The sequence below is a fragment of the Pseudomonas syringae pv. cilantro genome (assembly GCF_001293775.1).
Taxonomy (GTDB): Bacteria; Pseudomonadota; Gammaproteobacteria; order Pseudomonadales; family Pseudomonadaceae; genus Aquipseudomonas; species Aquipseudomonas syringae_P.
Genome location: NZ_LGLN01000065.1, coordinates 242,166 through 263,350 on the forward strand (window position 1 = coordinate 242,166; position 21,185 = coordinate 263,350).

Genomic DNA, 21,185 nt, shown 5'->3' on the forward strand with positions numbered 1-21,185 from the left:
AGTGCCATGAGTTCAGTGTCCAGCCGTAAAGCCTACCGCGCCGCCATCGTCCACAGTATTGCCGACCCGGCCGAAGTGGCGGTTGAAGCGTCTTATCAGTACTTTGCCGACGGCCTGCTGCTGGTCGAGGACGGCAAAATCGTATCGGTGGGTCATGCCGCCGACCTGCTCGACAGCCTCGGCAATGACGTAGAGCTGATCGAATATCAGAACGCGCTGATCACGCCGGGCTTTATCGACACGCACATCCACCTGCCGCAAACCGGCATGATCGGCGCGTATGGTGCGCAGTTGTTGGATTGGCTCAACACCTACACCTTCCCTTGCGAAAGCCAGTTTGCCGATCCCGAACATTCGGCGCAGGTCGCCGACATCTTCATCAAGGAATTGCTGCGCAACGGCACGACCACTGCACTGGTGTTCGGCAGCGTGCACAAGGAGTCGGTCGAAGCGTTTTTCAGCGCAGCGCAGGCGCTTGATCTGCGCATGATCGCCGGCAAGGTGATGATGGACCGCAACGCGCCGGACTATCTGGTTGATACCCCCGAATCCGGCTATGCCGACAGCAAGGCGCTGATTGAGCGCTGGCATGGTCAGGGTCGCCTGAGCTACGCCGTGACCCCGCGCTTCGCGCCGACCAGCAGCCCGGAACAGCTGAGCCTGGCGGGCCAGTTGCTGACTGAGTATTCTGGCCTGTACATGCAGACCCACATCAGCGAAAACCTTCAGGAAATCGAGTGGGTCAAGGCGCTGTTCCCCGAGCGCAAGCACTATCTGGACGTCTACGACCACTTCAACCTGTTGAGCGAACGCTCGGTGTTTGCCCATGGCGTGCACCTGTGCGACGAACAATGCGCGCGGCTGGCGCAAACCGGCTCGGCCATCGCCTTCTGCCCGACCTCCAACCTGTTTCTGGGCAGCGGCCTGTTCAACCTGCCGATGGCCGAGAAGCACAAAGTCAACGTCGGCCTGGGCACCGATGTGGGCGGCGGCACCAGCTTTTCGATTTTGCAGACGCTGAACGAAGCCTACAAAGTCATGCAGATGCAGGGCGCACGCCTGAACCCGTTCAAATCGCTGTATCTGGCCACCTTGGGCGGCGCGCGGGCGCTGCGCCTGGAAGACAAGGTCGGCAGCCTCAAACCGGGCAACGAGGCCGACTTCCTTGTGCTCGATTACGACGCCACGCCGTTGCTGTCGTATCGACTGAAACAGGCGAAGGACATTGAAGAGACGCTGTTTGTGCTGATGACGATTGGCGACGACCGGACGGTGAAACAGACCTGGTCGGGTGGGCGGTTAGTGCATGAGCGGGGCTAGAGTCTCGCTGTTCAGGCTCACAGCGTTCATCGTTATACACGAGCCATGACGCGCCCGGAACATGGGGCTTTCAGGCTTATGCCCGCAGGTGTGGAAGTGTGGAAGTGTGGAAGTGTGGAAGTGTGGGAGCGGACTTGTCCGCGAAGACAGTAGTTCAAATGATACATGCTCGGGGAACGTACCGGCCCTTTCGTGGACAAGCGAAGCGTCGCCCGGTCCACTCCCACGGCCTTAGGCCAGAATCAAAAGCGGACCTATTCATAGCGCAGGGCGTCGCACGATAGCTGGATGGATGAGCAGCCTCAACGCGCCGGCTTTTTCTTGCCCAGCACGTGCGAGAACACGGCATGCAAATCAGCCGAGGCGCTGTCTTCGTCGAGGTTGAGTTTGCTGTCGATGTGATCCATATGGTGCATCATCAGCTCGACGGCCAGCGGCGCATCGCGGGCTTCGATGGCGTCGATCAGCTGGCTGTGCTCATCGTAGGAACAGTGCGTGCGATTGCCGGTTTCGTACTGGGCAATAATCAGTGAAGTCTGCGACACCAGGCTACGCTGGAAGCTGATCAGCGGTGCATTTTTCGCAGCCACCGCCAGTTGCAGATGAAACTCCCCGGACAGGCGAATGCCCGCACCCCGGTCGCCTCGGGCGAAGCTTTCTCGCTCGTCGCTGACCATCTGCCGCAGTTCGGCCAGTTGTTCGGCGCTGGCATGTTCGACGGCCAGTTCGGTAATGGCCCGCTCGACCATGCGCCGGGCGAAGAACACCTGGCGCGCCTCTTCGACACTGCGGCTGGCGACCACTGCACCGCGATTGGGGCGTAACAGCACGACCCCTTCGTGGCCCAGCCGCGACAGCGCGCGGCGGATGATGGTGCGGCTGACTCCGAAAATATCACCCAGCGCCTCTTCACTCAATTTGGTGCCGGGCGCTAGGCGCTGCTCCAGAATCGCATCGAAAATATGCTCGTAAACGACATCGTCCTGGGTCACGCTGCGGACGCTGTCAAGGCTGCGCGGCTGTTTTTTGAGAGGCAGGGACTGATCGTTCATGAATACTCGTGCACGGATAGAGGGCGGCCTTGGGGCTGGCGCATTGTACACGGGGCGCAACAGGAAGCAGGTCTGGACAAAACGCACGCGAAAAAAAGCCCGCAGTGTGGGGCGGGCAAGAGAGTCAGCTGCCTCTGTACGTCGAGTAGCTGTACGGCGAGATTAACAGCGGCACATGAAAGTGTTCCTGACCTGCATCAATACCGAAGCGCAACACCACCTCATCGAGAAACGCCGGCTGGTTCAGTGTCACACCTCGTGCGCGGTAGTAATCGCCTGCCTGAAAGTGCAGCTGATACACGCCAGACTGATAGTCGTCGCCTTGCAGCAGCGGCGCATCGCAGCGCCCATCGCTGTTGGTTACTACGCTGAGGATGTGCAGCAATTGCTGATCCTGCACCCGGTACAAGTCGACACGAATCGAGCTGCCCGGACAGCCATGGGCAGCGTCCAGCACGTGTGTGGTCAATTTTCCCAAAACTTCGCCCCTTGCATCCGAGTGATCACATCAGCGCACCAATCAGGTGCCCGGCAGTGCGCCATTGCGACTGATTAAGACACCTTTGCAAAAACCTGTACACAATAAAATCATCGCGGGCTATTCCGTTTTGCGCGGCACGGCACCAAACCGGCAATTTCATTGAAGCCAAGGAAAATCATCAGGTTTTTTTGCTTTAACTGACCAGTCAGGCAGGTTTCTTGCTTCATCCATGAGCAACAATCGCATTCGATGAAGAAAAGTTCAGGGTTACAACCCGCAAATCAAATTGTATACAATCTTTACTTTGCACTGCCTCGCCTGCTTCTGGCATTGCACCTGATATCACGCACATAAGGAAGCTTGCAGTGAGTGCTGAATACCCACGCGACCTGATTGGTTACGGCAGCCACCCGCCTCATCCACGCTGGCCGGGCAATGCGCGCATTGCCTTGTCGTTCGTGCTGAATTACGAGGAAGGCGGCGAGCGCAATATCCTGCACGGCGACAAGGAATCCGAAGCCTTTCTCTCCGAGATGGTCGCCGCGCAGCCACGGCAGGGCCAGCGCAACATGAGCATGGAGTCGCTGTACGAGTACGGCAGCCGTGCCGGTGTGTGGCGCATTCTCAAGCTGTTCAAACAGTTCGACATTCCGCTGACCATCTTCGCCGTCGCCATGGCTGCGCAACGTCATCCGGACGTGATTCGCGCGATGGTCGCCGACGGTCACGAAATCTGCAGCCACGGTTATCGCTGGATCGATTACCAGAACATGGACGAAGCCGAAGAGCGCGAGGACATGCGCCGTGCGATTCAGATCCTCACCGAGATCAGTGGTGAACGCCCGCTGGGCTGGTACACCGGGCGCACCGGGCCGAACACGCGCCGGCTGGTCATGGAGGAAGGCGGCTTTCTCTATGATTGCGACACTTACGACGATGACCTGCCGTACTGGGAACCGAACAACCCGACCGGCAAGCCGCATCTGGTGATCCCGTACACGCTGGACACCAACGACATGCGCTTTACCCAGGTGCAGGGCTTCAACAACGGCGAGCAGTTTTTCCAGTACCTGAAAGACGCTTTCGACGTGCTGTATGCCGAAGGCGAGGACGCGCCGAAGATGCTTTCGATTGGCCTGCATTGCCGCTTGGTCGGCCGCCCTGCCCGCCTTGCCGCGCTCAAACGTTTCATTGAGTACGCCAAAAGCCATGAGCAGGTGTGGTTCACCCGCCGTGTCGATATCGCCCGCCACTGGCACACTGAACACCCCTTCACCGGCGAGGCGGCGCAATGAACGAGTTGCAGAATCCAAAGCCCTCGAGCCTGAGTCGCGATGTATTTATCGTGACCTTCGCCGATATCTACGAGCACTCACCGTGGATCGCAGAACAGGCATTTGACCAAGGCGCAGGCCCCGAACTGGATCAGCTCGAAACCCTGCATGCGCGCATGAGCGACATCCTGCTCAAGGCCACTCACGAGCAACAACTGGCACTGATCAATGCTCACCCGGACCTGGCAGGCAAAGCTGCTGTTCAGGGCGAACTGACTCAGGCCAGTACCGATGAACAGGCGGGTGCCGGTATCCACCTCTGCACGCCTGAAGAATTTCAGCGCTTCACCGAGCTGAACGAGGCTTACAAGGCCCGCTTCGGCTTTCCGTTCATCATGGCGGTCAAGGGCAGCGACAGACACAGGATTCTGGCCGCGTTCGAACAACGCATCCACCACTCGCCCGAGGCCGAGTTCGCTTGCGCCTTGGCCGAGATCAACAAGATCGCACTGTTTCGTCTACAGGCGCTGCACGCGTCGCAGTCATCACCGAATTCAGAAGGCAGACAAAAAGCATGAAAGTTTACGCCGCACCGTTCGAGAAGTTCGTCAACCTGGCCGACGCGCGTCTGGGGACCAAGATCCTGTCGGTCACCGATGACTGGTTCGCCGATGCCAACCGCTTGTTCCAGCCAACGCCTGCGGTCTGGAAAGAGGGCGTGTTCGATGACAACGGCAAGTGGATGGACGGCTGGGAGTCGCGGCGCAAGCGTTTCGAAGGTTACGACAGCGCAGTGATTAAACTCGGCGTGGCCGGCACCCTAAAGGGCGTGGACATCGACACTTCGTTCTTCACCGGCAACTTCCCGCCTTCCGCATCGCTGGAAGCGTGCTTTCTGGCATCGGACGAGCCGGACGAAAACACGGCGTGGACCGAAGTGCTGTCGTCGGTGGAGCTGAAAGGCAACAGCCATCACTACCATGAGATCAGCCACGACCAGCCGTTCAGCCATCTGCGCTTCAATATTTATCCGGACGGCGGCGTCGCACGCCTGCGGGTGTATGGCGTGCCACACCGCGACTGGTCGAAAGTCAGCGAAAGCGAGCAGATCGATCTGGCCGCCGCGCTCAATGGCGGCCGTTCGATCGCCTGTTCGGACGAGCATTACGGCAGCATGAGCAACATCCTCAACCCTGGCCGCGGCGTGAACATGGGCGACGGCTGGGAAACCGCGCGCCGTCGCACACCCGGCAATGACTGGGTGATCGTGGCGCTGGGGCATCAGGGCGAAGTCGAGAAAGTCATCGTCGACACGCTGCACTTCAAAGGCAACTACCCGGACAGTTGCTCGATACAGGGCGCATTCGTCAAAGGCGGCACCGACAGCCAGATCGAGACCCAGAGCCTGTTCTGGCGCGAACTGCTGCCAAGCCAGAAACTCACCATGCACGCCGAACACGAGTTCGCCGAGCAGGTAAAAGCCATCGGCCCGATCACCCACATCCGCCTGAACGTGTTTCCGGACGGTGGTGTGAGTCGCTTGCGGGTGCTGGGCAAGGTGTTCAGGTAACGACACCTGAACTCTCGTTACCACGCTCCGCATCATGTACAGGCCTGATTTGGATTCTGGCCGGGGGCCATGGGAGCGAACTTGTTCGCGAAGGCTTTGTTCCAAGCGGTACATCTTCAGGGGGTGTACCGGCCCTTTCGCGAACAAGTTCGCTACCACGCCCTGCGGGCAGAAGCAGGCGAGCACCGCATTCCATGCAGTGACGAGTGCGATAAACCCTGAAACCATTTAAAGAAGAATCCGCATGCGCACACTGACTATCGAGCCACTGACCAAGGAAGCTTTTGCCCCTTTCGGTGACGTCATCGAAACCGACGGCAGCGATCACTTCATGATCAACAACGGCTCGACCATGCGTTTTCATCGCCTGGCCGAAGTCGACACCGCGCAACCGGATGACAAGGCGATCATCAGCATTTTCCGCGCCCAAGCACTGCCGATGCCCCTGACTATCGGCATGCTGGAGCGTCATCCGCTGGGCAGCCAGGCGTTCATTCCGTTGCTTGGCCATCCGTTTCTGATCGTGGTCGCCCCTGTGGGCGAAGCACCTGAATCGGCGTTGACCCGCGCCTTCGTGTCCAACGGCAGGCAGGGTGTCAATTACCATCGCGGCGTCTGGCATCATCCGGTGCTGACCATCGAAAAACAGGATGACTTCCTGGTGGTTGATCGCAGCGGCTCCGGCAACAACTGCGACGAGCATTACTTCGAGGAGAACCAGCGGCTGGTTCTCGATCCCAACCCACTGGAAGGGTAACACCGTGCTGGCACATCTGATGGAATGGCTGAATCTCGGCGTGCGCTGGATTCACATGATTGTGGGTGTCGCCTGGATCGGCGCATCGTTCTACTTTGTCTGGCTGGAAAACAACCTCAACCGCAGCAATCCGCGCGAAGGGCTGTCGGGTGATCTGTGGGCGATCCATGGAGGTGGCATTTATCACCTGGAAAAATACAAGCTCGCGCCGCCGACCATGCCGGAAAACCTGCACTGGTTCAAATGGGAAGCCTATTCGACCTGGCTGTCCGGGGTCGCGCTGCTGTGCGTAGTGTTTTACGCCAACCCGACGCTGTACCTGCTGGCACCGGGCAGCAGCCTGAGCGGTGCTGAAGGCGTGCATATCGGCCTCGGTTCGCTGTTCGTCGGCTGGTTCATCTACAGCTTTCTGTGCGACTCGCCATTAGGCAAGCGCCCTGCCCTGCTCGGTGTTGTGCTGTTCGTGCTACTTGTGGCGGCTGCCTACGGCTTCAGCAAAATATTCAGCGGGCGCGGTGCGTACCTGCATGTCGGCGCGATCATGGGCACCATCATGGTCGGCAACGTGTTTCGCATCATCATGCCGGCCCAGCGCGCACTGGTCGCCGCCATCGCTGAAAATCGCACCCCGGACCCGAGCCTGCCCGCCAAAGGCCTGCTGCGCTCGCGGCACAACAACTACTTCACGCTGCCGGTGCTGTTCATCATGATCAGCAACCACTTTCCGAGCACCTACGGCAGCGAATACAACTGGCTGATTCTGGCGGGTATCGCGCTGCTGGCGGTGCTGGTGCGGCACTACTTCAATACCCGACATGACAGCCATCGATTTGCCTGGACCCTGCCGGTCGCCGCACTGGGCATGCTGTGCCTGGCTTACGTCACCGGCCCGGCGCAACCTCCTGCGAAGATCGTCTATCAACCGCTGCCGGGTACCGCTGTCGGCGGGCACCGGGCCGATGAGAAACCGCCCGAGCCAGTGGCCCCGCCTGCCCAGACGGAGCCTGCCAAAGTAGCGGGCGCGGATTTCAGCAAAGTGCACGACGTAATCCAGCAGCGTTGCTCGGTCTGTCACTCGGCCACGCCGACCAGCCAACTGTTCAGCGTCGCTCCGGCAGGCGTGATGTTCGATACGCCCGAACAGATTCAGCAACAGGCGCCGCGCATCAAGGCCCAGGCGATCACGGCCCCGATCATGCCGCTGGGCAACATTACCCAGATGACTCAACAGGAACGTGACCTCGTGGGCGCCTGGATCGATCAAGGCGCACACATCAACTGACACCACGGGGCACTTGCCCTGTTTTCGCTCCAGACGCCCTGCTCTGGAGCACTTGAGCACGGCGACGCGAGTCAGTATCCTCCGCCGCCGCTGCCAACCTGCCTTCTGATTTTCCTCATCATCGAATCTGACCGGGCAGCCAACGGGCTGACTGAGCATTCGGGATCCTATCCGCTCGAAAAGTGACTTGAAACCGACCTGCCAGTGCCGGTTTTACGATTACTTAAACTTTTTTCACCGATTGGCGCAGCTCTTGCTAGCAACACAAAGCTGACCAGACAGACAAATAATTGCAACTACAGACAAGGCGTCACCCATAGAACGCCGGTCTGCAAAATCACGATCCATACCAAGGGGCTCACCGCATGAACCGTACGTTTTCCAGTGTCTTACTGGCCAGCAGTCTGCTGTCCACCGCCCCCGCCATGGCAGGGGATATCTTCCAGTGGCAGAGCAATAGCCTGACCTATCTCAATGGACGAGACTTCACTGTCAATCCAGAGAATCAGCAGACGTTCACGTTCGAGCATGCGGACAGCTGGAAGTACGGCGACAACTTCTTCTTCGTCGACAAGATTTTCTATAACGGCAAGAAAGACGCCACGGCGGGTGATAACACGTACTACGGCGAGTTCTCGCCACGGTTGTCGCTGGGCAAGATCTTCGGTCAGAAGTTTGAATTCGGCCCGATTACTGACGTGCTGATTGCGGCAACTTACGAGTTCGGCGAAGGCGATAACGAGTCGTACCTGATCGGTCCGGCGTTCGATTTGAAGATTCCGGGTTTCGACTACTTCCAGCTGAACTTCTATCAGCGTCAGACTGAAGGCAATCGTCCGGGTGATGGCGTATGGCAGATCACTCCGGTCTGGTCCTACACCATTCCCGTCGGCAAATCGGACGTACTGATCGACGGCTTCATGGACTGGGTGGTGGACAACGACAAAAATTCACGTGGTACTTACCATTCCAACCTGCACTTCAACCCACAGATCAAGTACGACCTGGGCAAAGCACTTAATTACCCTGAGCGTCAGCTGTATGTGGGTATCGAATATGACTACTGGACCAACAAGTACGGCATCAAGGACACCAGCTCATTTGATACCGACCAGAACACCGCGAGTTTACTGGTTAAGGTGTTTTTCTGATCACCTGATGATGACGATCGTTCCCGCACTCCGCGTTATACACAGGTCTTGAGATAACTATCGTGCCGACGCAGAGCGTCGCACGATAGTGACGCTCATGCCATCGCAATCAAAAAGCAGCCGCAATCACTCCCTCGCCGCTTTCCATATCTTGGTTACCAGCGTCACGATCAGCACCAGCACCGCGCCCGCGATAATCCCCGCGAAGGCATCGATCAGGGTCGGGACGATCATCGACAGGCCACCTACAGCGGCAGATGCCGCCTCGGTCACGCCTTCGACCCAGTGATGGGCGAACGGCAGGCCGTGGACCAGAATCCCGCCACCGACCATGAACATGGCCGCGGTCCCGACGATCGACAGGATTTTCATCAATACCGGCGCCAGCCACAGCAGAGCGCCGCCGATCTTTTGTGCCGCTGAACTTGCGGTCCTTTTCAGGTACAGGCCCAGATCGTCGAGCTTGACGATCCCCGCCACCAGTCCGTAGACGCCGACGGTAATCAGTACCGCGACGATGACCAGCACGCCGACCTGATCCATGAAGGGCCGGGCCGAGACCACGCCCAATGCCAGCACGATGATTTCCGCCGAAAGAATGAAGTCGGTGCGAATCGCGCCCTTGATGCGCTCTTTTTCGAACGCAACCATGTCCACTGACGCATCCGTAGCAGCCTGCTTGCGCTGGTCGTGCTCTTCGCCGGTTTCAGGGTGCAGCCATTTGTGAGCGATTTTCTCGAAGCCCTCGAAACACAGAAACGCGCCGCCAATCATCAACAGCGGCAGAATCGCCCAAGGCGCAAACGCACTGATCAGCAACGCCGCCGGCACAAGAATCGCCTTGTTGAGCAGCGATCCCTTGGCCACCGCCCAAACCACCGGCAGCTCACGATCAGCGGTGACGCCGGTGACCTGCTGGGCATTGAGCGCCAGGTCATCGCCCAGCACGCCGGCGGTTTTCTTGGTGGCCAGCGCCACGTCATCCAGCAGGGTCGCAATATCGTCAAGCAGAGTAAGCAAGCTTCCAGCAGCCAAAATGAAAATCCTTGAGCAAATAAAAAACAACTGCGTTGATTGAAGCACACGCCAAGGGTTCAATCGTGTTGCACCAGACAACTCCGACCTTCAGCAATCACGAACGTTTGACGCCGCACGACCTATCGCAGGCACGTTGAGCATTGATCAGATCGGCAAATGCGTGGTCGACAACACCTGACGCAAGCCCATGAACGAGCGGATCTGCCTGACGCCGGGTAAATACAGCAACTGTTCGGCATGTAGGCGGTTGAAACTCTGGCTGTCTTTGGTGCGCAACAGCATGAAATAGTCGAACTCGCCGGTGACCACATGAAACTCCATGCAACCGGAGACGTTCTGCGCCGCCGCTTCGAACTGTGCAAACGAGTCCGGCGTCGAGCGGTCCAGCACGACGCCGATCAGCACCACCATCCCCGCCTCCAGCACCTCGCCGCTCAGCAGTGCGACAACGCCCTTGATAACGCCCGTTTCTTTCAGCCGTTCGACACGTCTCAGACAGGCCGGCGGGCTCAGCTTGACCTTTTCCGCGAGTGCAACATTGGAAATGGAAGCATCGCGCTGCAGGGTTTTGAGGATGGCGCGGTCGATTCTGTCCAGCGGCAGTGCCGCATCAGCACCGGGCTTTTTAGCGCGTTCATTTATTGCTTTCATTGTTAGTTTCACAAAATAAAAGTTCGCTTTGATACCCGGACACTAACGCTGATTTTGCAAATAGACAATTCTTTGCAACCACGATTATCGAGCGATTTTCTATGATAGGGGCCATCTCAGGCACGTCGAGTTGCGCCTGACACCTGACCTTTAACGCACGAGCCCCTTCTCAACGGAGACCCGACATGAACCTGAGCCAGTTCAAACGCTACCCTCTGACGTTCGGCCCCTCGCCCATTACCCCGCTGAAACGCCTCAGCGAGCACCTGGGTGGCAAGGTCGAGTTGTATGCCAAGCGTGAAGACTGCAACAGCGGCCTGGCCTTCGGCGGCAACAAGACCCGCAAACTGGAATACCTGGTGCCTGAAGCCATCGAGGGCGGTTACGACACACTGGTGTCGATCGGCGGCATCCAGTCCAACCAGACCCGTCAGGTCGCGGCCGTGGCGGCGCACCTGGGCATGAAGTGCGTGCTGGTGCAGGAAAACTGGGTCAACTACTCCGATGCGCTCTATGACCGGGTCGGCAACATCGAAATGTCGCGCATCATGGGTGCCGATGTGCGCCTGGATTCGGCCGGCTTCGATATCGGCATTCGCCCAAGCTGGGAAAAAGCCATGGCCGATGTCGTTGAAAGCGGCGGCAAACCGTTCCCGATTCCAGCCGGTTGTTCGGAACATCCCTACGGCGGACTGGGTTTTGTGCGCTTTGCCGACGAGGTGCGTCAGCAGGAAGAAGAGCTGGGCTTCAAGTTCGACTACATCGTGGTCTGCTCGGTAACCGGCAGTACCCATGCTGGCATGCTGGTGGGCTTTGCCGCCGATGGCCGTGCGCAACGGGTGATCGGCATCGATGCCTCAGCCAAACCGGACAAGACCCGCGAGCAAGTGCTGCGCATCGCCCAGAACACCGCCAGACTGGTCGACCTCGGGCGCGAAATCACTGCCGAAGACGTGGTGCTCGACACCCGTTACGCCTACCCCGAGTACGGCCTGCCCAACGACGGCACACTGGAAGCCATCCGCCTCTGCGCGCGACTCGAAGGCGTACTGACCGACCCGGTCTACGAAGGAAAATCCATGCACGGCATGATCGACATGGTGCGCAACGGCGAATTTCCGGAAGGCTCGAAAGTGCTCTACGCCCACTTGGGCGGCGTTCCGGCGCTGAATGCGTACAGCTTTTTGTTCAAGGATGGTTGAGGCGATCCATGAGCTGAATGAAAACTTCCGATGGCCCGCGATATATATTCGGACAGGCCGTAATCGACCGGGCCATTTTGCAATCCTGATGATCAGCGCGCCTCTATACGCTCTGGATCGGGAACAATCATACTGCAATCTTCTGAGCAAAAAACTGTGACCACAATTGCCCACCTTGAGAGCTGATCGTTTTTCGTGACCAACAGTTCGTACCACAGAACTCTGAAAGCCATAGGTAAGAATAGTGTCACTCCAGCGTCACAAAATATTTGGATCCCATAGCCGGATTCAACTTGACAGGCAAACGGACTGGATGGAGAATCTCTGTCGCCAGTCAGTTCTAGCTACTGCTTGAGGCGGATCCCATACTAATAATGAAATGGAGTTCAACCATGCTTTGCTGCCGCAAGCGTTATCAGCTATATATCTCATCGCCTCCGAATCCACGACCCCCTATCTAATCTCCACGAATCGCGCCCTGCTCGCGAACCACCGTGTTGCGCACTGATATTAATCATTGACAGAGAACAACTATGAAAGTAGTGGATAGTTCCGTCCTGAAAGAATGGTACATGGGCGAATATAGCGCTAGCGATAACGGCACTTTGTTTGGTGAGCTACGAGGGGAATTCAAACAGTTTTTATCGAAGCTACCTGACGGTCCGGGCGCCGCGCTTGAGCTTGGCTGCGGGGATGGGCGCAATCTCACTGCTCTCGCGCGTAAAGGTTACAGCCTGAGCGGCGTAGACATGGTCGACAGCACGGTGCATAGCCGTCAACTCAACCCATGGCTAAAGGACCTGAACTTTCAGCAAGCTGATATGTTGACCTACACGCCTGAGCGCGAAAATTACGACGTGCTTGTATGCTCCGAAGTTCTCCACTTTTTCACGAAAGATGAGCTTCAACAGGTGATGCCAAAAATAGTCAATGCGGTAAAGCCAGGCGGGTATATCTTTCTGGATCTTTTGTCAGATCTAACTCGTTTTTTTCAGGCGACCGGAGAACCGTTCATCTGGGATAAGGAGGCTGGGCTATCCATTCAAGAAAGCGAAGGCTTTTTCGATGTTTGGCTTGGCGATTTCGACCTGGTTGCGTCCAATCATTTTTTTGACAAGCAACGTTGGCCGCTGAGCAACTCCGACAGCCTGCCAATAGATCCCTACACATGGCAAGGTACTTATGTCTCGGTCTGTGCGCGAAAACGAACATCGCCTCAGGATGTTTCGCTTAAAAGGATATAAGCATGCAGCTGTTTCATCAGGTTATCGCAAGTAACGCCTACAAACATCCAACCAAGCCGGCGATTATCCTGGACGGACAAGCAACTTCATATCAGGAGCTGCAAAAACGGGTAGATGAAATAGCGTCGGTCCTGCCAACGCTTGGCATCGTCCCAGGCGCCCGTGTAGGCCTGTACGCGCCGATCTCCATTGACCTGATCGCCAGCTATCTGGGGCTGCTGCAAGCCGGAGCGACCACCGCTGCGACTCATCACACCCTCAGTCGTACCAAGCTGATTCATCAACTCAAGCATTCTGGCGCCCGGGTACTCATCACTGACTGCACTGATGATCTGCCTGGCTTGATAGATGAAGCGGGTCTTGAGCTTGTTTTGCTCATCGCTCCGCTTCGGATGACGATACCTCGCGTGATTCAACTGGCCGATGCCGTCGCGGGGCACTGCGATGAATCGAATGCGGTTGTCTCACCGCAGACCGATGACCCTGAACGCCCCACGTCGATATTCTATACCTCGGGCTCAACCTTTAACCCGAAAGGTGTGCTCGTCAATCACCGCATCATGTTGGCAGCCTGCAGCAGGGTCACCGCATACCTGCGCAACAGCCCTGGCGACCGCATCCTCAGTTACTCGACACTGGCATCGGACTACGGAGTCTACAATGTGCTGATGCCGCTGTACGCTGGGGCCACCAGTGTTGTTGAAAGCCGGCCTGCTGCAAGCGCAGAGGATGTGCTCTCGGTAGTCGAACGCGAGGCAGTCACCGCAATGCACGTATTTCCTCCGGTGTTCTTCCTGCTCGCCAAAACAGGACCGGAGTGGCAGGCGCGGGTACCCAGCTTGCGTTACATCTCTAGCAGCGGGCAGGCCCTTCATAGCCGCCACATCCAGCGGATTCGCCAAGCTCTGCCTCAGGTGCAAATTTTTTCCAACTACGGGCTCACTGAATGTAAACGCGTGAGTTATCTGCCTCCTGAGGAAATTGAACGCCGCCCAACGTCGGTAGGCAAACCTCTACCCGGTGTCAGCCTGTACTTGGTGGATGAGCAGGATCGGGTTATCGATCAGCCCGGGCAGGTTGGAGAGCTGCTGGTGACCAGCGACTGCCTGATGCTCGAGTACTGGAACATGCCTGAAGCGAATGCCAAAGCCTTTGTCCAAGATACCTTTGGTCATTCTCGGCTGTACCGCACTGGCGACCTGTTCAAGCAGGACGCCGAGGGCTATCTCTACTACGTCGCCCGCAAGGACGATGTGTTCGCGCGCAGTATCTGGAACGTGAACCCGCGGGAGATTGAGCAGTGCCTGGCCTCGCACCCAGCCGTTGCCGAGGTGCTGGTGGTGCCAGTCGCTGACGAATCTGCAGGGCATGTGCCAAAGGCTTGTATCGTGCTTGACATCGATCATCGGCAAACGAGCGCACAGATGCTGATCGACCACTGCAAGGAGCATCTGGACTGGCACATGGTCCCGACCCAGTACGTATTTCTCGAGGCGCTCCCGAAAACCGATTCTGGCAAGTTTACCGCCAAAGGACTGATCTGATAGCAGGAGCTATGCCATGAAGACGTCACTCCAGCCAATAGATGACACCACCCTCGACCGCGACCTGCAACAAAGTGCGATGCTCAAACTCGCAGGGCACTTTCACAGTCTGGCCACAGGTGCGAGTCAAGTACCTCTACAGTCTCTGGACAGCCACCTGCGGTCCGAGATCCAAGACCCGCAGGTCCTCGACTACCACGATCGCCTGATCGCAGGTGCTGGACCATTATTCTCCCATTTCCTGGCCAGCGTGCCCTACATCCTCGAGGAGCTCGCCAGAGTTGGCGTTGCTCTGACCCGCCTGGCTCAGGCCAATAGCAGTAACACCGGCCAAACCTTTAGCCTGTTCGAAGTGGACGCCTTTGACGGTAGCAACGGCCGTGCTCTTACCGGCCATTCGCACGGACTGATCCGCAGTTTTACTTCCTCTCCGAACCTGGCCAATCAAATAGCCTTTGAGCGGCATGCCGACCCGGCGCTGTCGCTGTTCTTCCCGCAGTCGGTGTTCAAGGTGACACCCGCTCTGTTGCATACCCCTGAATTTGATCGATTCAGCGAGGGGTTCGACTTCATTTATGAGATGGCCGCATTCCAGTTCTATAGCCGTGACCGAGCCGGGCAGATTTCCCATATCAAGCAGTTTCTGAAGCCTGGCGGACTGGTGTTTTTCCTGGAAAAGCTCAATCACCCCGATCCAGATGAGTATCTGCGGCGGGAACAGATCAAAGATGAGGAGTTCAAGACCCGATACTTCAGCGAAGAAGATATCCGCTGGAAACGCCAACAGATGCTCGAGCAAATGCAAGACGGTCAAGTCACACTGGAAGAGCTGGTGAGCGCCCTGTCCGCGCGCTTTAAAAGCGTGCACCTTCTCTGGAGCAGCAGCAACTTCTGTGAATTCGTTGCCTCGGACGACCCAGAGCAGGTCGAGCAGTTTCTGGATCTAATGGGCCGGGTCGTTCAGCCAGCGGAGTTTTGCTTTGAAGCTGCACGTCTTGGCGCCATGGCACCGTCGCCAAGCGGTGGCAAGGAGCTAGCAGATGCTTGATCCTGCTGAGCAAGCGATACAGCTCAACGAACTGTCTTCGCCCTGTCAGCGGGCAGCTCACCATCTGCCTCTGTGGCACGATCGGGCCGCAGCAGCTGAAAAAAATCGCCGGCTGAGCCGCGACACATTCAACGAATTGTTTGCCGAAGGCTGGCTGGATCTACTGTCGCCACTTGCGCCGGTCACACGTACCGGTAACTGGCCGACATTGGTAGAAAGCGCGCGTACTGCCGCTCGGGCGTGTGCGTCAACAGGCTGGATGCTGGCTCTCGTGGGCGGTCACGGCTCAATTGCACGACGGCTCCCCCCTGCCTGCATAGACCAACTGTACAACGACGGCCCACGGCAGCTCTTCGCTTCAGCCTCCACCAGTGTCGACAGCTTGCTGTCCTTTGAACCTGAAGGTATACGGGTCGACGGGCGATGGCGCTTCAGTTCAGGCATCGAGGATGCTACTTGGTTGATGCTCAACGCCCCTTGCCCTACGCACCCGGAAGTTGCTCACACACCACGTTTTCTGGTGCTGATTGCCGCCAGTGAAGTTGAAAAGCTTGAGAGTTGGGATAGCTGCGGCATGGCGGCAACGGGTTCTCACGATGTGCTGACCCGCGGGTTGTTGGTGCCCCATGATCGCGTCTTCACGCTGCATGAGGTATTTGCGCAGAACCCGCTTGCGCTGGCGGGCGACTACATCGACAGAGTGCCCCTGGTGCCCTATCTCACCACCTCAATCATTGGCCCGATACTGGGTTGCGCTGAGGGTGCCCTTGCGGCGTTTGTATCTGCTCTCGACGGTTCATTACAGGTAAATGATCCTCGAGTCGCCGAACAGGCCGCCCACTCGGCCGCGCAGCTATACAGCGCAGAGCTCTTGTACGACTCGTTAATCACGAGGCTGCATGAGGCAGGTGTCAACGGTCAAGCTCTAGACACGCAGCAACTATTGCGGCTCAAACGTGATCGCACCTATCTGGCGGAACAGTGCGTGCAGGCTGTGCGCCGTCTAGTGGAAAGGCTCGGCGCGTCGTCCTTGGCGGCAAGCAACCCGCTTCAGCGCCACTGGCGTGATATTCAGGCTATGGCCGCGCACCGGGACGTGGCCTGGAGCGAAGCGATGCAGGCCAGCGGCGACGCCATTCTGCGGCCCGTCACTGGCAATGCCCCAAAGAACTGATTTTTCCAGTCGGCCATTTCAGAGAGATTTCACATGTTCGTTCGCAACAAATCCGATGTTGAGAAAACCCCCTACTTCGTTGAATGGGGCGCCGGGACCAGCCACCGTCTACTCACCGAACACGATGCTATGGGCTTTACGCTGTGCCACACCATTGTTCGCGCGGGCACAGAGTCACTCTTGCATTACCGAAACCATCTGGAGGCTTGCTATTGCATCGCGGGAGAAGGTGAAGTCGAAGACATGCATGGCAACGTATTTCCGATCCGGCCTGGAGATGTCTATGTACTCGATCAACACGATCGGCATTTCTTGCGCGGAGGCAAGGAGCAGGACCTGATTCTGGTCAGCGTCTTCAACCCGCCATTGCGTGGTGATGAGCGACATAATCTCAATGACAGTTCGGGATCGGCTTACTGATGTTTTTTCTGACCACTATGACACGTCGCTGACTCAAAGGAGTTCCCTATGCGTAAGGATTACCTCGCCTTTTTTATCTCGCTGTTTCTATCGAGACTGGCGGATCAGATCCTGTTATTTATTGTGCCGCTAGTGGTATTCCAGACCACCAACAGCGTTTCATGGGCAGGGCTCGCTTTTTTTGTGGAATCGCTGCCGCGATTTCTTGTGTTCCCGTTGTGCGGTGCCCTGTGCGACAAGTACTCGCCTATCAAGATTCTGCATATCAGTCAGGTCTATCGGGCATTGCTCTGTGTGCTGGCGATGACATTCTACGGAATCTTCGGTGGCATTGGCTGGCTCGTGATCCTGTCGGCACTGTGCGGGGTGCTGACCACGCAAGGCATCATGGCGCGTGAGGTGCTGATGCCGCATATCTTCCAGCACTACAGCTACACCAAAACCTTGTCCTACTCTCAGATCGCCGACCAGACAGGACTGGTACTCGGGCCTCTGGTAGCGGCAGTGATGCTCGAAGTATGGGCCTGGCATTGGGTTGTGCTCTGGATCGCCGGGTTGTTCCTGCTGGCAGACCTGAGCATGCTGGCGTGGCAACGTCTTAGCCATATCACGCTAGAAGTGTTCGAGCAGCATCAAGACATCTGGCTGCAGCCGTTAAGGATTGCTTTCAGGCATATCCGCAGCCTGGCGGAATTGAAAAAGATCATCACGCTGGCGGTAGGAGTCAACCTGATCGTCGGTGTCACTCTGGCTACCTCTGCGGCCATGGTCATCGGCCAGTTCGGCGCCGGCAAGGATAACTATGCAGCGCTGCAAGCGGCGGGAGCGGCAACAACAATCACTATCCTGTTTCTTCTCGCTCGGATTGTTTTGCCTCTGCGGGTCTTGGGGGGTGTCGGATATTCAATGATCGGAGTCGGCGCATTCATCAGCGCTCTGAGTCCGAATCTGCTCGGCTATGTGCTGGGTTTTCTGCTTATCGTCGGTTTTGACAAAATGTTCAATGTCTACATGCGCACTATCCGGCAGCAGGTGATACCGCCCAAGGACTTCGGCAAAACCGTAGGCGTGATCACGCTGCTGAACAACATGTCCCAGCCTCTGGCAGGCTTACTGGTGGCTTTGTTGGCTGCCCCCTTGGGCACCCAGAATGTAATCCTGATGTTGGCCGTGCTGACTGCCATTCTTGGGGCATTTGCTATGTGGTGGTTCGCAAAGGCTCGCAGTCCGTTCCCGAGCGCAACTTTCGAGGCTGATCAAAAAGCCGGAAAATAAAAAGATGCCTGAATTAACTTCTTTGGATTTGGACTGAAAGCAGGGCGAACGTAGCGCCTCGCGCTCACAAGAGCGCGACGCTATAAACCGTGCACCGGCTCTGTTACTAAACCCGAAAATGCCTCTGCATCGCCTGCGCCAGCAGACTCACCGCCTCATCGGTCTGTGACGCAGGCGCTCGCAAAAAGACGATCTCGTGCTCGGCTATTTCAGGCAGGTCATTGAGGACCTGCATGGCGTCTGTCACTCCGCTTCGATCAATGAGACTGATCGCCAGCCCCGCTTCCACGCAGGCTTTGACGGCCTGACTGGACGGGCTCTCCAGTACAACGCGGGTTTTGCGGCCATCCTGTCTGAATGTCTCCACCATCGCTTTACGATAGGGACATTGCGCGGCATGCATGGCAAGCGGCAGTGGGTCTGTCGACGCCAGCAGGGTGTTGGCGGGTCCTACCCAGACGGGCTTGGTGGAGACCAGAAACACTGTTTCAGCCGTCAGTTGCCCTTTGGGCTGCGCGATGACCGCTGCCTGCAGCTCGCCGCGCAGTACCTGCTCGCGCAGGGAGAAACTGGGCGCGGTTTTCAATTCCAGCACGACATTGGGCCAGGCCGCCGCGAACACCGGCAGGATGTCGCGGATGACATGCACCGCGTATTCGTCCGGAACGCCTAGCGTGATGCGCCCCGCCAGGTGGGTGCCATGCAGGTCGGCCAGCACCCGGTCATGGGTGGACAGCAACTCGGACGTGGACAAAAGCAGTCGCTTGCCCAGCACCGTCAAGGAGACGGCCTGATTATCGCGATTGAGCAGACGCCCGCCTGCCACGGCCTCAAGCCGCTGGATATGCACGCTCACCGCCGCCGCGCTTTTGTGCAACTGCTCGGCCGCTGCGGAAAACTTGCCGATTCGCGCCACTGCATGGAAGGTGCGCACCAGTTCGATGTCGAGTATCGCCGTCATACTTCAGCATTCCTGAATAACTGATGCAGATAATTTTGATTTATTAGATTACGCCGACCACTTAGCGTGTGTCGATGAATCATTACCTGTCGATACCCCCGAACTCATCGCGGCCTGCCTGGCACCAGGCCATTCCTCTGCCCTTACTCGAAGCGGCATTGCTGCTGACCTGGAGTTCCGGCTTCGTCGGCGCACGTTTCTCTCTGGACTATGCGCCGCCGTTGCTAGTGGTGTTCTGGCGCTGTGTGGTGGTCACCTTGATTCTGCTGCCCTTCGTGGCACGACAACTGATAACAATCGCACCTGTCCTGCTGCTCAAAAACGCCGGCATTGGTCTGCTGGCAATGACCGGCTACGTGGCAGGCGTCACGCAAGGCATCGCGCTGGGCGTACCGGCAGGGCTCGCGGCACTGTTGGCCGATCTGCTGCCGCTGGGCATGGCGCTGCTGGCTGCGTTATTTCTCGGGCAGCGACTGAGCTGGAAAATCTGGGCGGGGCTGCTGGTAGGTCTGGTCGGCGTGGTGCTGGTCACTCACAGCGCACTGGCCTGGGGTGATGCGCCTTTATGGGCCTATGGCCTGCCCTTGCTGGGGATGTTCTCACTGGCAATTGCGACGTTGTGGCAAAAACGCTCCAGCGCATCGCCACCGATGGCCCTGCTCCCCAATCTGTGGCTGCAATGCTGTGTCTCAAGCTTCGCATTCGCCATTATTCAGGGGACACAGGGCAGTCTGGCGCCCATTCCCAGTAGTGGCTTTGCCCTGAGCGTGTTGTGGACGGTGGGGTTGGCGACGCTGGGGGGTTACGGGCTGTACTGGACATGCCTGCGGCGTGCGACGGCCACCCGGGTCGCCAGCGTTCTGTACCTCAGCCCTCCCGTGACCATGCTCTGGGCCTGGGCGATGTTCGACGAACCGCTGTCGTGGCAAATCGCGTTTGGCATGGCGGTGTCTGGCCTGGGGGTGTGGATGGTTGTGCGGGCAGAGGCTCGGAATCACGTATAAGTCGTTCGACAAATGCCAACAGGCTCATTCGTCCAGGCTCCGGAAGATGGCCTGCCAACCGTCTCGCAATCTGGATAACCCGTGATGACGGGCCGTTAACACGCTTCTGCGCCCGTAAGATTACGTTTCTGCACGCTACAAACCTGCTGACTAAGCCTGACTGGAGAAGGCACAGCAGCGCGAGCTGATTTCGCTCGGCTTTCCCAAGAAAGCTACTCTAACAGCCGTCGTATGATTCGTTAGTAACTGCACAGCCTAGTCTTGATCCACGGTCAGCTGGTGCCAACCGAAAATCTGAAATTAGCGCCCTATTACTTGTGATCTCCAGTCGGAATTTAATTTGACCGAACCGTCAGAAAACCCTTACTACTTTGCATCTTCAGATCATAGCCGGCGGCCGACGCCGCACACTATTAGTACGATCATACCAAGTTAATAAAAACACAATTTCGCACTAATGCTTGCCAAGAGGCTACCGATCAGTCAATTATCATGACATCATTTATTAGCACTCTTTAGCGCCTGGCTAAACTAAGCAGGTGAAAAACGGTGAGTTGTAAACTTTTTTCCTGACGTCAAAGAGAGACTAAAAAACGTCTATGCAGTGCCACGCACCGATTAGATTTTTCCTGAAGCCTGGACAGATTGCGGCCGCGTCCCGAAGTGCTGACCCGATGTTGATTTTGAATGCGTTGATGCCGGTCGGCGTTGCTGTAGGAGACGAATCAGGCCTCGCG

At 57.4% G+C, this 21,185-nt stretch carries 20 protein-coding genes; 15 read left to right on the forward strand and 5 right to left on the reverse strand.

The window, feature by feature from the left end:
* The first annotated feature begins 6 nt into the window (after window positions 1-6).
* Window positions 7-1,320, forward strand: a complete 1,314-nt coding sequence (gene guaD / locus ABJ99_RS16635) for a guanine deaminase (protein WP_054086777.1) — start codon at window positions 7-9, stop codon at window positions 1,318-1,320.
* Window positions 1,321-1,622: 302 nt separating this feature from the next.
* On the opposite strand, the gene ABJ99_RS16640 is transcribed toward guaD, so the two are convergent.
* Complete coding sequence (locus ABJ99_RS16640) at window positions 1,623-2,372, reverse strand: GntR family transcriptional regulator (RefSeq protein ID WP_054086741.1); 750 nt, start codon at window positions 2,370-2,372, stop codon at window positions 1,623-1,625.
* 124 nt (window positions 2,373-2,496) lie between these two features.
* Window positions 2,497-2,850, reverse strand: coding sequence for a hydroxyisourate hydrolase (gene uraH, locus ABJ99_RS16645; protein WP_054086742.1), 354 nt, complete (start codon window positions 2,848-2,850; stop codon window positions 2,497-2,499).
* Window positions 2,851-3,218: 368 nt separating this feature from the next.
* On the opposite strand from uraH, the gene puuE reads away from it, so the two are divergent.
* The 6 genes from puuE to ABJ99_RS16675 all read left to right on the forward strand — a co-directional run bounded on the left by puuE (window position 3,219) and on the right by ABJ99_RS16675 (window position 8,887).
* Window positions 3,219-4,148 carry an allantoinase PuuE gene (puuE, locus tag ABJ99_RS16650; RefSeq protein ID WP_054086743.1) on the forward strand — a complete coding sequence of 310 codons (930 nt, stop codon included), beginning with the start codon at window positions 3,219-3,221 and terminating at the stop codon, window positions 4,146-4,148.
* Entirely contained in the window at window positions 4,145-4,705 is a 561-nt protein-coding gene (gene uraD, locus ABJ99_RS16655) for a 2-oxo-4-hydroxy-4-carboxy-5-ureidoimidazoline decarboxylase (protein WP_054086744.1), read from the forward strand. Before puuE ends, uraD begins: the two co-directional genes overlap by 4 nt.
* Entirely contained in the window at window positions 4,702-5,697 is a 996-nt protein-coding gene (alc, locus tag ABJ99_RS16660) for an allantoicase (protein WP_054086745.1), read from the forward strand. Before uraD ends, alc begins: the two co-directional genes overlap by 4 nt.
* Before the next feature lie 244 nt (window positions 5,698-5,941).
* Window positions 5,942-6,454 (forward strand): ureidoglycolate lyase, encoded by a 513-nt coding sequence (locus ABJ99_RS16665; RefSeq protein WP_054086746.1) that lies wholly within the window; start codon window positions 5,942-5,944, stop codon window positions 6,452-6,454.
* 4 nt (window positions 6,455-6,458) lie between these two features.
* The gene (locus ABJ99_RS16670; protein ID WP_054086747.1) at window positions 6,459-7,736 is read left to right on the forward strand and encodes a urate hydroxylase PuuD; all 1,278 of its coding nucleotides are present in this window, start codon (window positions 6,459-6,461) and stop codon (window positions 7,734-7,736) included.
* A 365-nt stretch (window positions 7,737-8,101) separates the two neighbouring features.
* Entirely contained in the window at window positions 8,102-8,887 is a 786-nt protein-coding gene (locus tag ABJ99_RS16675) for an outer membrane protein OmpK (protein ID WP_054086748.1), read from the forward strand.
* A gap of 126 nt (window positions 8,888-9,013) precedes the next feature.
* Here the strand turns inward: ABJ99_RS16675 and ABJ99_RS16680 are convergent, their stop codons facing one another.
* A complete protein-coding gene (locus tag ABJ99_RS16680) occupies window positions 9,014-9,922 on the reverse strand; it encodes a DUF808 domain-containing protein (protein ID WP_054086749.1) in 909 nt (302 codons plus the stop codon).
* Between the two features lie 147 nt (window positions 9,923-10,069).
* Window positions 10,070-10,576 carry an Lrp/AsnC family transcriptional regulator gene (locus ABJ99_RS16685; RefSeq protein ID WP_054086750.1) on the reverse strand — a complete coding sequence of 169 codons (507 nt, stop codon included), beginning with the start codon at window positions 10,574-10,576 and terminating at the stop codon, window positions 10,070-10,072.
* A 185-nt stretch (window positions 10,577-10,761) separates the two neighbouring features.
* Between ABJ99_RS16685 and ABJ99_RS16690 the strand changes: the two genes are divergently transcribed.
* From ABJ99_RS16690 to ABJ99_RS16720, 7 genes are all read left to right on the forward strand, one after another.
* Window positions 10,762-11,778, forward strand: a complete 1,017-nt coding sequence (locus tag ABJ99_RS16690) for a 1-aminocyclopropane-1-carboxylate deaminase (RefSeq protein WP_054086751.1) — start codon at window positions 10,762-10,764, stop codon at window positions 11,776-11,778.
* A 533-nt stretch (window positions 11,779-12,311) separates the two neighbouring features.
* On the forward strand, window positions 12,312-13,022 hold the full coding sequence (locus tag ABJ99_RS16695) for a class I SAM-dependent methyltransferase (protein WP_054086752.1): 711 nt from the start codon (window positions 12,312-12,314) through the stop codon (window positions 13,020-13,022).
* 2 nt (window positions 13,023-13,024) lie between these two features.
* Window positions 13,025-14,566: a class I adenylate-forming enzyme family protein gene (locus ABJ99_RS16700; protein ID WP_080378185.1), complete on the forward strand. Its 1,542-nt coding sequence runs from the start codon at window positions 13,025-13,027 to the stop codon at window positions 14,564-14,566.
* A gap of 16 nt (window positions 14,567-14,582) precedes the next feature.
* Window positions 14,583-15,614: a hypothetical protein gene (locus ABJ99_RS16705; protein ID WP_054086753.1), complete on the forward strand. Its 1,032-nt coding sequence runs from the start codon at window positions 14,583-14,585 to the stop codon at window positions 15,612-15,614.
* The gene (locus ABJ99_RS16710) at window positions 15,607-16,788 is read left to right on the forward strand and encodes an acyl-CoA dehydrogenase family protein (protein WP_054086754.1); all 1,182 of its coding nucleotides are present in this window, start codon (window positions 15,607-15,609) and stop codon (window positions 16,786-16,788) included. The genes ABJ99_RS16705 and ABJ99_RS16710 overlap by 8 nt, the downstream gene beginning before the upstream one ends.
* Before the next feature lie 33 nt (window positions 16,789-16,821).
* Entirely contained in the window at window positions 16,822-17,208 is a 387-nt protein-coding gene (locus tag ABJ99_RS27295; protein ID WP_080378186.1) for an ectoine synthase, read from the forward strand.
* Window positions 17,209-17,256: 48 nt separating this feature from the next.
* On the forward strand, window positions 17,257-18,483 hold the full coding sequence (locus tag ABJ99_RS16720; protein WP_054086755.1) for an MFS transporter: 1,227 nt from the start codon (window positions 17,257-17,259) through the stop codon (window positions 18,481-18,483).
* Window positions 18,484-18,589: 106 nt separating this feature from the next.
* On the opposite strand, the gene ABJ99_RS16725 is transcribed toward ABJ99_RS16720, so the two are convergent.
* The gene (locus ABJ99_RS16725; protein WP_054086756.1) at window positions 18,590-19,444 is read right to left on the reverse strand and encodes a LysR family transcriptional regulator; all 855 of its coding nucleotides are present in this window, start codon (window positions 19,442-19,444) and stop codon (window positions 18,590-18,592) included.
* Window positions 19,445-19,518: 74 nt separating this feature from the next.
* Here ABJ99_RS16725 and ABJ99_RS16730 point away from each other — a divergent pair, with 74 nt between their 5' ends.
* Window positions 19,519-20,448: a DMT family transporter gene (locus ABJ99_RS16730; RefSeq protein ID WP_054086757.1), complete on the forward strand. Its 930-nt coding sequence runs from the start codon at window positions 19,519-19,521 to the stop codon at window positions 20,446-20,448.
* The last annotated feature ends 737 nt before the right edge of the window (window positions 20,449-21,185 follow it).